General features: G+C 65.8%; 7 protein-coding genes. 6 read left to right on the top strand and 1 reads right to left on the bottom strand.

The window, feature by feature from the left end:
• A partial coding sequence (locus tag VLU25_18305; protein ID HSR69887.1) for a BlaI/MecI/CopY family transcriptional regulator occupies window positions 1–360 on the bottom strand: 360 nt, incomplete at its 3' end.
• A 127-nt stretch (window positions 361–487) separates the two neighbouring features.
• On the opposite strand from VLU25_18305, the gene VLU25_18300 reads away from it, so the two are divergent.
• The 6 genes from VLU25_18300 to VLU25_18275 all read left to right on the top strand — a co-directional run bounded on the left by VLU25_18300 (window position 488) and on the right by VLU25_18275 (window position 13,126).
• The gene (locus VLU25_18300) at window positions 488–3,190 is read left to right on the top strand and encodes an ADOP family duplicated permease (protein ID HSR69886.1); all 2,703 of its coding nucleotides are present in this window, start codon (window positions 488–490) and stop codon (window positions 3,188–3,190) included.
• 380 nt (window positions 3,191–3,570) lie between these two features.
• Window positions 3,571–6,288: an ankyrin repeat domain-containing protein gene (locus VLU25_18295; GenBank protein ID HSR69885.1), complete on the top strand. Its 2,718-nt coding sequence runs from the start codon at window positions 3,571–3,573 to the stop codon at window positions 6,286–6,288.
• A gap of 162 nt (window positions 6,289–6,450) precedes the next feature.
• Window positions 6,451–7,188, top strand: coding sequence for a type II CAAX endopeptidase family protein (locus VLU25_18290; GenBank protein ID HSR69884.1), 738 nt, complete (start codon window positions 6,451–6,453; stop codon window positions 7,186–7,188).
• Between the two features lie 86 nt (window positions 7,189–7,274).
• On the top strand, window positions 7,275–7,838 hold the full coding sequence (locus VLU25_18285) for a DinB family protein (GenBank protein HSR69883.1): 564 nt from the start codon (window positions 7,275–7,277) through the stop codon (window positions 7,836–7,838).
• 10 nt (window positions 7,839–7,848) lie between these two features.
• Window positions 7,849–10,485 carry a serine/threonine-protein kinase gene (locus VLU25_18280; protein ID HSR69882.1) on the top strand — a complete coding sequence of 879 codons (2,637 nt, stop codon included), beginning with the start codon at window positions 7,849–7,851 and terminating at the stop codon, window positions 10,483–10,485.
• 292 nt (window positions 10,486–10,777) lie between these two features.
• Complete coding sequence (locus tag VLU25_18275; GenBank protein ID HSR69881.1) at window positions 10,778–13,126, top strand: SLC13 family permease; 2,349 nt, start codon at window positions 10,778–10,780, stop codon at window positions 13,124–13,126.
• Window positions 13,127–13,333: the final 207 nt, after the last annotated feature.

The raw sequence follows: 13,333 nt of genomic DNA, 5'->3' as shown, positions 1-13,333 counted from the left end.
CAGTTCTTCATCGTGCGAGACGAGTTCGACAAAGGTGCTGAGGATGGGACGCGACTCCTGCTCCATCAGTCCCTGCAGTATGCTGCGGGTGACCTCTTGCTCGAATTCCTCTTCAGAGACGGCGGCGAAGAAGTGATAGCTGCGGCCCTCCCGCCGGCGCGTCACCAATCCCTTTTCGACCAGGCGGCCGAGGACAGTGAGAACGGTCGTTGCGGCCACCGGTTTCCGCTCACAAAGCCGTTCCCGGACCAGACGCGAGGGAGAACCGGGAGCCTCCCATAGCGCCTTCATGACCCGGCTCTCCAAGTCACCGAGAATCTGAGCCATACCGTGCTGCGAGGGTCGGAAAGTCAGTTTCACTGAGGGAATTATAGGTCGTCGAGCAGCAAAGGCACAATCTGGGCCGGCAGTGAACGATTGAAAGTAGTTTTCCTGTCAGGCTCTTGACCCCCTGCCGACGGCTGCGTCGTAATGGACGGACGTCGGTATGCGAATACGTTTGAAAACAGACCGTTTGCAGCAAGAGCTCTCCAAGAAGAAGGTCAGCCTCAATCGTTGGGAACAGATGCTGGGACTGGGGAGAGGGCACCTCTCCCTTTTGCTCAGCGGCAAGCGCCGCTATCCCAATCCGGAGACCCGCCACAAGCTGTTGGAGGGCTTGGGGGTATCTTTCGAGGACCTTTTCGAGATCGAGTCCAAGGGACCTCGACGCCCCTTTCGAAGGGACGGGGCGAACGCTGCCAACGGAGCGGGCCTCTTCAGCGGATTAGCGATGGACATCCGCTTCGGACTGCGGCAGTTGCTCAAGAGTCCGGCCTGGACGCTGGCGGTCGTGCTCACCCTGGCCCTGGGCATCGCAGCCCACAGCGCCATCTTCAGCGCCGTCTTCGCCGTTCTGATCGAGCCTCTGCCTTTTCCACAGCCCGAGCGTCTCTATTCGGTGGGAGAGGTGGAGCGTACCCGCAACGTGGAGTGGCAGCACCTGTCGCGGGCGGAATTCCGCGAGCTGCAGGAACGCCTGGACATCTTCCAAAGCCTGGCCGCCTTCGAGCCCCACGTCCTCAATTGGACTCCCCAGGCCGAGCCCTTGCAGCTTTCGGCGGGCTGCGTCACGCCGGGATACTTCGAGACCTTGGGTATCCAGCCCACCTTGGGCAGGACCTTTTCTGCGCAGGATTCGAAAAGGGGGCGGGTCCTGGTCGTCAGCGAAGGGTTCTTCAGGAGCCACCTCGGCGCTTCCCGGCAGGCCCTGGCCGAGCCCCTCATCATCGAAGGAGAAGACTGGCAGATCATCGGCATCGTACCCGATTTCGGAATCTCTCATCCCGACCTGGAGTTCCTGGCCAGCCAGCAGGTCTGGTATCCGATGCCCGACCGCCGGAGCAGGCGGCGAAGCGGATCGTTTACCCGCGTCGTGGCCCGGCTGGGGCCTGGAGTGACGCCTGAGCGCGCCTCCGAGGAGTTGGCGGCCGTGGGCGAGGAATGGGTCGCCCAGTTTCCCGCGGAATACGCCGACCGCGGGTATCGGTTGGGGATGAAGTCGTTGCAGCACTGGGCGGTCGAGGATGCCCGTCCCACCCTGACGGCCTTCGCCATGGCGGTCGCCTTGCTGCTGCTGCTGATCTGTCTCAATCTGGCCAACCTGCAGTTGGCCCGGGCCGAGGCGCGGGGCGGGGAGTTCGCCTTGCGGATGGCGTTAGGCGCCGGACGCCTGCGCTTGATGCGCCAGTTCGCCGTGGAAGGCGGTCTGCTGGCGCTGACAGCGGCGGTGGGGGGACTCCTGCTGGCGGCCTGGGGGATTCCGCTGCTGCGTTCCATCAATCCCCAAGCTATGCCCCGCTTCGAAGAAGTGGAGGTGGGGTTGGCCTCGCTGATGGCGGCCTTGCTGGCCGCTCTGGCCGCAGTCGCGATATGGGTCCTGGTCCTGGCCCTGCAAGTCTGGGGCAGGTCATCCCGCCTCAACTTCGGCGCCAGCGGATTAGGCCGTGGAAGCGTGAGCGCGGGGGCCTTGAGGCTCCCTTCGGCCATGGTGGTGGCCCAGATTGCCTTGGCTCTACTGCTTCTTGTGAGCGGGGGCCTCATGCTCAGGAGCTTCGAGCAGGTGATGTCCGTCAGTCCCGGCTTCAACCCCGACCGGGTCATCGGCTTCCGCTTGGTCCTGTCCGACCGCTACGCTGACCGCCAAGCCCGCTTGAACTATTTCGAGCAGGTGCTGGAGCGTCTCAACTCCATCCCCGAAATGCGGGCCGGGCTGGTCAGCCGTCTTCCCCTGCTGTGGGAATTGACGCGGCCCGTCAGCCCCCACCCCGGCGACAGCAACCGCTCGCCCCAACCCGTGGAAGCCGGCTACCGGCTGGTCCACGGATCGTACTTCCAGACCATGGGGATCGACTTGCTGAGCGGGCGGCTCTTCCAGGAGATCGACCGCGACGGCCCCCTCACCGCGATCGTCGACGAGAATCTGGCCGAGCGGCTCTGGCCCGGACAGGACCCGCTGGGGCGGCGCTTCAAGCAAGGCGAGCCCTCTGCCGAATCTCCCTGGCGGACGGTGGTGGGAGTCGTCCGCCACGTCAAGCACCGCGGACTGGAGCGCCAGAGCCGCAGCCAGTACTACATCCCCCTGGTGCAGTCGCCTCTGGCCGCAAGTTCCATGTTCGTTGTGGTGCGTTCGCTCCCTGACGGTCCGGCCGAGGGCCGGATGGTCGACGTCAGGCGGGCGGTCTGGAGCGTCGACTCCGAGATCCCTCTTTCAGAACTGGCGCCAATGAGTCACCGGCTCAGCAACGACCTGCAAGGACGCCGCTTCGTCACCAGTCTCTTCGGGCTCTTTTCCCTACTGGGACTGGCCCTGGGCGCCGTGGGGCTCTTCGGACTCATTTCCTTCAACGTCAACCGGCGCGTGCAGGAGATCGGCGTCCGGCTGGCTCTGGGAGCAGGCCGCGGCGACATCTTGCGGTTGATCGTGGGCAGGGGCATGTTCCTGTGCGGACTCGGGGTGGCCGGCGGACTCGCCATCTCGCTGCTGGTGGGCCGCTACCTCTCCAACCTGCTCTTCCGGGTCAGTCCAACGGATCCGCTGGTGCTGGCCGTTTCCGTGGTCTTTTTTGCCGTGGTGGCAGCCCTGTCCAGCTATCTCCCGGCCCGCAGAGCTTCGCGCATCGACCCCGCCGAAGTGATCCGGCAGGCCTGAAGCCTCCCGAGATTGCCGAGGAGTCCGCCTCGCAACCATGGCTGTCGAGATGGCTGAAAGATCCAAACGGCTTCATAGAGAATCCGCCTTCCAGTCTGGTCAGAACTTATGACCGGCAGCACTATGTGGCCAACAAGTTCACACACGAGTCAAGTTCTGTGACCGCAGCGAAGGCCCGATGCTCTCGCCGGTATGAGGGCGCTCGCTACAACTGGTCATCCCGGTGGAGATCAGGCATAATGGCGGGGCATCTTCGGGAATGCATCCGGTCCGCGGAAAGGGCGGCGCCCATCTCGCTCGAATGACTGGGTTTCACATTGGCAACGGACCCTTCTTCGGTCCCGTCAGCGGACGCTGGACTGTTAACGAAGGAGGCTTCCATGTCCGATGTCCGCGATTCGTCCTCTCCCGGCGCCCAACGCCGCCACAACCTGGAACAAAAGAAAAAGCTGGCCAAGGACCTGCTGCGCGCCTTCAGGCGGGGCGACGATAAGGCCCGGGGACGGGTGCGCGAGTTTCTGCCCCGGCTCTCCGATCCCGACGGCAGGACGTCCTCAGCCGGCAAGCCGCTGGTATTGGCCGAGGCCCAGTATGTCATCGCCCGCGAGTCAGGCTTCGCCTCCTGGCCTCGCATGAAAAGCGCCCTTGAAGCCGCCGCCATGGACGAGCAGTCGCGGATGAGGCGACTCATCGAGGCGGCTTTGCAGGGACGCCGTGCCCAGGTGGAGGAGTTGCTGGCGGCCGATCACGGCACTTCGCCCGACCGCTCCATCCATGCGGCGGCGGCGCTGGGGGACGATGAGGCCGTGGCGCGGCTGCTGCGGGAGCGGCCCGAACTGGCCGTTGAAGAGGGAGGTCCGCGGGGGTGGGCTACGATTTTCTACGCCTGTCATTCGCGCTTTGGACGGCTGGATTCCGAGGTGGCCCAACGCCGCATCCGCATCGTCAAGAACCTGTTGGAGAAGGGGGCCGATCCGGCCCGGACGGTAGAGGCTCCCGACGTGCCGGACGGGTTTCGCTCGGTATTGACCGCTGCTGTCGAGTGCGTCTCCAGTCCTGAGTTGGTGGAACTGCTGCTGGAGGCGGGCGCCAAGCGCCAGGAGAACTGGGCCCTGTGGGCGGCGGCGGAACTGACCGATGCCGTGGGCGGCGACGATCTGCAATGCCTGCGCGTCCTGCTGCGCGATCATCCTCCTCAGTATCAGCTCGACTTCGCCCTGTCTTTGCGCGTGGCCATGGACGAACCCAGAGGCGTCAAGCTGCTCTTGGACGCAGGCGCCAGTCCCGACGCCGGCAGTTGGGGCGCCCACGGCAGCGTGTTGCACCAGGCCATCCGCGACCGACGCAGCCTGGCCGTGATCGAGCTTCTGCTGGAGGCGGGGGCCGACCTCGAGCGTCCCAACCGCGACGGATACCGCCCCTACCAGATCGCTGTCCGCCTGGGAAGGAAGGATGTCGCCGAACTGTTGGTCAAGCGAGGAGCCCGCCAGGAGGTGTCCGAGGTGGACCGCGTGCTGGCGGATTCCCTGCGCGGAGAAGCGTCCCCGGACGCGGGTCAGCTTGCCGGCCTCAGCCGCACCGATCACCAGGTGCTGGCCTGGGCCCTCAGCCATGGCTGCGGAGAGGCCGTCCCCGCGCTGCTGCGGGCGGGACTCGATCCTGAAGTGGCTGACGATGAAGGCGACCGTCCGCTGCACCTGGCGGCCCGGGCCGGAGATTCCCATGCGCTGAACAGTCTCTTGGGGGCCGGGGCCAACCCCGCGTCCCGCAACCACGCCGGACGCACGGCCCTCGATCTGGCCCTCGAAATCGAGGACTCCGAGCTGCGCCGCGGCCTGGTCGAGCGTTTGCTGCAGGCCGGCTCCCCCGTCAGCGGACTCCAGGCCTTTCCCAGCGGCGATGCCCGGCTCGACGCCCGCCTTCGCCGCCTGGGCGCGGTCGAGCAGGAAGTCTCGGCGCAATGGTTCGAGCGGGCTCGTGACGCCGCCGTCCAAGGGCAAGCCGACAAACTGCGCCGGATGCTGCGCGACGATCCCACTCTCATCCACGCCCGTTCCCCGCGTCCCCACCGCGCCACCCTCCTCCACTACATGGCCGCCAACGGGGTCGAGACGGAAGTCCAGCGCACGCCGCAAAACGCCCTTGAGATCCTGCGCATGCTCCTCGATGCGGGCGCCGAGGTGGACGCTCTCTGCAACGCTTACGGCGGCGGACCGGCCCAGACCACCCTGGCTCTGCTGTCCTCGAGCAGTTGGCCGGCCGAGGCCGGACTGCAAGGCGACATGGTACGCATGCTGGTGGAGGCCGGGGCCAATCCCAACGGCCTCGACGAGGACGGCGTTCCGCTTGCCACCGCCATCGCCTTCCGCTGTCCCCAGGCCCTGGACGCGCTGGTCCAGTGCGGGGCCCGCCTCGACAACCTCATCTTCGCCGCTGCCGCCGGCCACCTCGAGGCCGTCAAGCAGCAGGTGGACCCAGAGGGCGCTCTGCGTCCTCAGGCGGGCTTCTGCCGCGTCCCCTGGTGCCGCTCGCTGGGCGACCCCGTCAAGGCGGTTCAGCAGGGGCTCATTTACGCCGCCCAGTTCGGACGCCTGTCCACCGTCCGCTACCTGGCCGAGGCCGGGGTCGACGTCAACGCCGCTCCCGTGGACGGCATCGCCGCTCTCCATGAGGCTTCCTTCATGGGACACATCGAGGTGGTCCGCTACCTGCTCGAGAAAGGCGCCGACCCCACCCGCCGCGAACGCCGTCACCAGGCCAGCGCGCTGGGATGGGCGCGGGAAGGCAAGCGCCAGGACATCCTTCAACTGCTGCTTGAGCATTGCCAGCCCGACATTTTCGACGCCGTGGAGTTCAACCTGCCCGACCGGGTCAGTGAGCTGCTGGACTCCGACCCCGACCTCATCCACGCCCCCGACGGCCGCGCCATTCCCCTGCGCTCCGCCGCCCGCCGCGGCCGCCTCGAGATCGTCCGCATCCTCCTTTCTCACGGCGCCGACCCCCTCCTCAACCCCGACAACCGCGGCTCCGCCCTCGACCTGGCCAAAAAGGCAGGACACGATGAGATCGCGCGGCTGCTGGAATCAAGGATCGGCTGAGCAGGGAGTTGCATTTGCCCCAGTAACATTGGAGAGCGGGCCATGGCCGGCAAGACCAGCAGGTTGATCGGCTCGTCCACGGCAGGTATCTGACCCGACTGCTGCAAGGGCGCAGCGCCGCTATCCGACAAGCGGCCGAAGCGAGGGTAGAATAGGAACACCATGGACCTGACCGTCCTGCTCGATCCTATGGCCGTCTGCCTGCTCCTGCTTCTGGCGTTGGTTTTTCCATGGGGCGGCGTGAGAGATTTTCGCCGGCTCATTCGTTGGGATGCCGAGAACCGCCCCGACGCCAGGCTGCGCCACTACAACTCGATCGCAGTCTGGGAGTGGATCTCGGCGGCCGTTTTTCTCGCCTGGTGGTTCTGGAGCGGACGTCCCCAGGAGCCCTTGAGGCTGGTTCACCGTCCGATGGGCTGGGAATGGCTGGCCGTGGCCGCCGGACTCGTACTTTCCGCCCTGCTGGTCTTGCAGATGTCCAAAGCTACACGGAATCCTCAATCCTTGTCGAACCTGGGCGGCAATCTCGGTAACCTGAAGCCGATGATTCCCCGAAACTCAAAAGAGCAAAGCGCTTTCAACATGCTCTCGGTCACCGCCGGTATCTGTGAGGAGATCTTGTATCGGGGGGTGCTACTCGCCGTACTGGCGGCAGCCATTGGCACCTGGCCGGCCGTGGTCGTCTCTTCCGCAGTCTTCGGGCTCGGCCACCTCTACCAGGGACTGCCCGGCGTGCTGCGGACGGGGGCAGTGGGACTTGTCTTTGCGCTGCTGACGGTATTCAGCGGCTCCCTTCTGACCGCCGTCATCCTCCACATCACCATGGACGTGACCAGCGGACGCATCATGGCCGAGGCCATCAAGGCGGAAGAGTCCGCCGGCGCTGCGGCCGGGGCGTGAGCATCAAACTGATGGGCCCGCGCAAAGGTCCTCTCAGCGAAGACTGAAGCGTGCCCGAGGTCGAATCCACTAACATGGAGTTCTCTATGCGAGAGCGAGTTGAGGAGACCGCGTCGGAGTTAAGGGAGCTGGCGGCCCAGGCTGAAGAGCGCTTTGCAGGGCTCTCGGCGCAGCAACTGAACTGGAAGCCGTCCGCCGGCCGCTGGAGCGTTGCACAGTGCCTCGATCATCTGATCACCACCCACAGCCTTTACTTCCCGCTCTTCAAGAAACTGGAAAAGGGCGACCTCAGTCCCTCATGGTGGGAGCGGTTTTCGCCCCTGAGCGGTTTCTTCGGGAGATTTCTCATCAAGTCCCTGCGCCCCGACAACCGCAGGAAACTGAAGGCACCGGCCAAGGCCCGGCCGTCGGCCAGCGAGATCGACGGCGACATCGTCGAGCGCTTCCGCCGGCATCAGGCCGAGTTGGCCGAGCATGTCGAAAAGACCCCCTCCGGCGTCGACCCCGCCCAAACCATCATTACCTCTCCGCTGCTTGGCCTCGTGACCTACAGCCTCGACGACACCTTCACCATCCTGGTAGTGCACACGCAAAGGCACCTCGCCCAAGCTCAGAGAGTGGTCGAGGCTGAGGCCTTTCCGGTCTGGTAGGGTATTGCCAATGTCTCAATCGACTCAACCAACCCCGCAGCCGGGAGATGACGAGGCCACTCGCGTCGACGTCTCGCCAAGGGAGTCAACCGGCGGCAGTGCAGCTCCGGGGTCGCGGAGGGGGGAGTTTCCGCCGGGGGTGTTGCTGGCGGGGCGGTATCGGATTGTGGGGTTGTTGGGCAAAGGCGGGATGGGGGAGGTTTACAGGGCCGAGGACTTGACGCTCGATCAGGAAGTGGCGCTCAAGTTTTTGCCCCGCGAACTGGCCTCGGACCAGCGGAGGATGGGGCGCTTTCTCGACGAGGTCAAGGTCGCGAGGCGTGTTTCCCATCCCAACGTGTGCCGCGTCCACGACGTGGGCGAGGCCGAAGGGCGGCACTTCATCTCGATGGAGTACATCGACGGCGAGGACCTTTCCTCGCTGCTGCGCCGCATCGGACGCTTGCCTGAGGACAAGGCGCTGGAACTGTCGCGCCAGATGTGCGCCGGACTGGCGGCCGCCCATGACGCCGGTGTTTTGCACCGCGACTTCAAGCCCGCCAACATCATGATCGACGGTCGGGGACGCGTCCGCATCGCCGACTTCGGACTGGCCGCCGCCGCCCGCGACGTGGCCGAGGGCGACGTCTCGGGCACTCCCGCCTACATGGCGCCCGAGCAACTCGAAGGACGCGAAGTCTCCCAGCGCAGCGACGTCTACGCGCTGGGGCTGGTGCTCTACGAGATGTTCACCGGATGCCGGGCTCTGCAGGCCCGCTCGCTGGCCGAATTGCGCAGCCTGCACGAGTCCTCTCAGATCGCCACTCCCTCCAGCGTGCGGGAAGGCATCGATCCCGCCGTGGAGCGGGTCATTTTGCGCTGCCTGCAAAGCGACCCGCAATTGCGTCCGGCTTCGGCGCTGGCGGTTTCGGCGGCGCTGCCGGGAGGCAATCCGCTGGCCCAGGCCCTGGCCGCGGGCGAGACGCCCTCGCCGGAGCTGGTGGCGGCCTCGGGAGGACGTGGAACGCTCTCCAGCCTTCAGGCCTGGCTGGTTCTGGCGGGCGTGCTGCTGAGCCTGGCTGCTTCGGTGTGGATGCTGGATCGATTCCAGCTCTTCCGCCAGATTCCTCTCGACCTGCCGCCCGAGGTGTTGGCCGACCGGGCCCGCCAGCACCTTGCAAACCTGGGATATGAACAGCGCCAGCCCTACAACGCCCGCGGATTCGGCAGCTACAATCCGGTCGTTGCCCGGTTCTCAGAGTACGCATCGGGCGGCTATATGGAACATGGCTTCCCGCCCGCCCGCCTCTTCTGGTACCGGGAATCGCCTTCCAGCCTGCTTCCGGGCGAGCGCTATTCCTTCCGCACCAGCATCTTCGACCCGCCCGCCACGATTCCCGGAATGGTGCTGGTTCTTCTCGATCCCAAGGCGCGCCTCTTCTGGGTGGATGCCGTGCCTCCCAGCCAACTCGACGCCGATTCGCAGGCGCCTCCTTTTGACTGGAGTCTGGCTTTCAACGCCGCCGGACTGAGGTGGGAGGACTTTCATCCTACCCAGCCTCGGCTCAATCCGCCGGTCAATGTCGACCAGCACCTACGGTGGTCGGGACCTTCGCCCTTCGACGCCGAGATGGAGATCAGCGTCGAGGCCGCCTCCTTTCAAGGGCAACTGGTGTTTTTCCGCGTCCAGGGACCTTGGAACGAGTCCTCGAGGCAGGCGTCCTCCTCGTCGGGACCCTCCAGCCGCTTTCGAGACACGCTGCTTCTCATCTTCAGCACCTTGCTCAACCTGGGAGCCATCATTGGAGGCGCCTTGCTGGTGCGCCACAACCTGCGCCTGGGACGCGGCGACCGCCAGGGCGCCCTGCGCATCGCCCTGTGCATCTTCACGGGACGATTGCTGGCCAGCATGCTTATCGCCGACCACACGGCCGACCTGAATGCAGAGTGGGGGATATTAGGCTCGGCTGCTGCCCTCGCTCTTTTGACTGCGGCGCTGTCCTGGTTCATTTATATCGGGATCGAGCCCTTCGCCCGGCGCTACTGGCCCCACAGCCTGATCTCCTGGAACCGCCTTCTTCGCGGACGTCTGCGTGACCCGCTGGTGGGTCGCGACCTGCTCCTGGGTTGCCTGACCGCCTCTTTCGCGGTGGCCCTGGGACTCTTGTCCAGTCCCGTCCAGCAGTGGCTGGGTTATTCGGGCTTCGCCTTCCGCCGCATCAACCCCGCCCAACTGGAGGGCGGACGCGTGCTGGCCGGATACGCCCTGCAGGGCTTGATCAGCGCCTTTCCCCAGGCCCTGCTCATCTTCCTGGTGCTGGTGCTGGCCCGGGGGGTGCTCAAGCGCGACTGGCTGGCATCCCTGCCCGTGATCGTCATCTTCACCTTCGTGCTGTCGCCTCCCACCGGCGACGGATACTGGATCGACCTGGTCTTCAAGCTGGCCATCATTTCCCTTGCCGTCCTGGCCCTGATCAGGCTGGGACTGTTGAGCGTCTTCGCGGCATCGCTGACGGCCTCGCTGCTCCTCAACCTGCCCACCTCCATGGAGTGGACGTCCTGGTACGGCGCCTATTCCGCCGTCGGACCCGTCGGCGTATTGCTGCTGGCCCTGTGGGGCTTCCACCTGTCCTGGAAACGCCCCGCCGCCAAGCAAGAACCAGCCTAAGACAACCAGCCTTGTCTGGCGGGAGGCTCAGGCAGAGTCCCGTGGGAGGCGCATCCCTGCGGCGATCCCCACCAATGATCCGGTCGCCACCTCGCAACACTTGTGCGGGTCGCTCAAAGCCCGATCGCCTGCTAGTGACCGACAGCCACCATGGGGCGCTGTGCACATCGCCGCAAGGATGCGCCTCCCACCCGCCCTAGGACTGTCTGCCGGCCTGCACATCGTTGCAGGGGTCTGCCTCCCGCGCGGCCTAGCCTTGGCCGCGCCCGGCGGGCGTGGAAGAATGGGGGGAATGGCTGCGGTTCTGATCATTTTGGGACTGGCGGTGCTGCTCCTGGTGACCGAGTGGGTGGCCTCTGAGATCGTGGCTTTGCTGGTCTTGCTGGGACTGACCTTGACGGGGGTCATCGACCAGTCACAGGCCTTGCAGGGATTCGCCAATCCCGCCGTCATAACCATCGCGTCGGTGCTGGTGCTGGGCGGTGGACTCTCGCGAACCGGCGTGGCCGCCACCATCGGACGCCACGTCCTCTCATTCTCGGGCCAGAGCGAGCTGCGCCTGACGGTGCTGATGATGCTGACCGTGGGCGTGCTCTCCGGATTCATCCATGACGTGGGGGTGGCGGCGCTGATGCTTCCCGTGGTGCTGGAAGTGGCACGCCGCCTGCAGCGCTCGCCTTCCAAACTCCTTATGCCGCTGGCTTTCGCATCCTTGCTGGGAGGCATGACCACGGCCATCGGGTCCAACCCCAACATCCTGGTCAGCGGATCCTTGCGCGGCAGCGGGCAGGGGTCTTTCGAGCTGTTCGACTTCGCCCCGGTGGGGGCGGTGGCCTTAGCCGTGGGCATCCTCTACATGGTCCTGTTCGGCAACCGCATGCTGCCCGACCGCGACCTGCCCCGCCAGACCGGACGCCCCGGGAAGCGCGACCTCAAGGGGCTCTACGGCGTCGACAAGGTGCTCTTCGCCCTCAAGGTGCCCGCCGGGTCGCGGCTGGCCGGCAAGACGGTGGCCCAATGCCGCCTGGGATCGGCGCTGCAAGCCATACTGCTGGCCATCGTCCGCCAGGAGAGTCCCCTCTTGGCGCCGGGTCCGGAGACCGTGCTGCGGGAAGGCGATCAGCTCTGGATGGAAGGGCGTCCTGAGCGTCTGGAAGCGCTCAAGGGCTGGGAGCTGCTGCGTTTGCAATCAGGCGGCGACCTGATCGCCCAGATGGAGGACGCCGAGGTCGAATTGGCCCAAGCCGAAATCGCCGAGGGCGCTTCGTTGGCCGGAAAGACGCTGGCGCAAGCTTCGCTGCGCAGTCGCCACGGGGCCACCGTGATGGCCTTGAGACGAGATGGCGAGGTCTTCTACAGCGATTTGCTGGGCGTCCATCTGCTCGACGGCGACCGCCTGCTTCTGATCGGTCCCCAGGGCATGAGCGAAGGACTGCGCAAACGTGACGGCCTGATCAAGGTGAGCCTCCTGCAGCCGCGCCAGGCGGTCGACCGCTACCGGCTGCAGCGCCGCCTGCTGCGGGTCAAAGTCCCCCGCGGATCGCTGCTGGCCGGCAAGATGCTGGCTGCCACCCGGTTGGGCGACGCCTTCGGACTCACCGTCCTGGGCATCACCCGCCAGGGACACACCCAGTTCGTCCCCGACCCCGAAGCCGAACTGCTGGAAGGCGACTCGCTGCTCATCGAAGGCCGTCCCGAAGACCTGCAGATTCTCGACGACCTGCGCCAGCTCGAGGTGGGACGCGACCTGCCGCCCTCCAACCTGGGAGCCCTGGAATCGGAAGAGGTGGGCTTAGCCGAGGCCATGCTCTCGCCCCGCTCGGAGCTGGCCGGAAAGACCCTGCGGGAAGCCCGCTTCCGCGAGCGCTTCGGACTCACGGTGGTGGCCGTATGGAGAGAAGGAAGGGCCCATACCAGCGGCCTGCGCAATTTCCAGTTGCGTTTGGGCGACGCCTTCTTGGTCTACGGCAAGCGCAGCCGTCTGGGCCTGCTGGCCGAGGAGCCCGACTTCATCCTGCTTTCCGAGCAGGCCCGCGAGGCCCAGCGGCAAGACAAGGCCGCACTGTGCCTGGCTATCATGGCCGCCTTTCTGCTGCTGGTGATCATGGACTGGCTGCCCATCTTTTTGGCTGCTCCAATGGCGGCCGTCGCCATGATCATCAGCGGATGTCTGCGCCTGGAAGAGGCCTACGGGGCGGTGGAATGGAAGGCCGTCATCATGGTGGGCGGCATGCTCTCCATGGGCTTGGCCATGGAGGAGTCGGGGACGGCCGCGTTCCTGGCCGATAGCCTGTTGGGATCGGTGGCGCCCTGGGGACCCCCCGCCGTGGCCGGCGGACTCTTCCTCATCACCGCGCTGGCCGCCCAGGTGATGCCGGCTTCGGCGGTGGCCGTCCTCATGGCGCCCGTCGCCCTCAGCAGCGCCGGCGAATTGGGACTCTCGGCCCAGGCCTTGCTCATGGTGGTGGCGGTGGGCTGCTCCTGCGCCTTCATGACGCCCACGGCCCATCCCGTCAACCTGCTGGTGATGGGAATGGGCGGCTACCGCTTCCGCGACTACGGACGCGTGGGATTCCCACTGCTGGTGCTCATGTTCCTGGTGGTCGTTTTCATCCTGCCCTGGGTCTGGCCGCTGCGCTAGTGCAGTGCGTCAGAAGTTTTGAGCCACCCTGTCCCGTTATTCCACGCTTTCAGCGTTCAGACCTTCGCCGTCTGAAACCCAGGGTGGCGCCGCCGTCTCGCTGGCGCTCGCCGGGGCTGACCCTGGGCTGGCGAATGGCTCCCCTTCAGGGAGCTTGTGCTTGACTTTCAACACAGTCGCTGCCTGCCCTCCGCGGCAAGGCTCAAG

This window comes from Acidobacteriota bacterium (assembly GCA_035471785.1).
Classification (GTDB): Bacteria; Acidobacteriota; UBA6911; order RPQK01; family DATIPO01; genus JANQFM01.
Note: the sequence above shows the minus strand (reverse complement) of the source record. Positions and strands in the feature narration are given on the sequence as shown.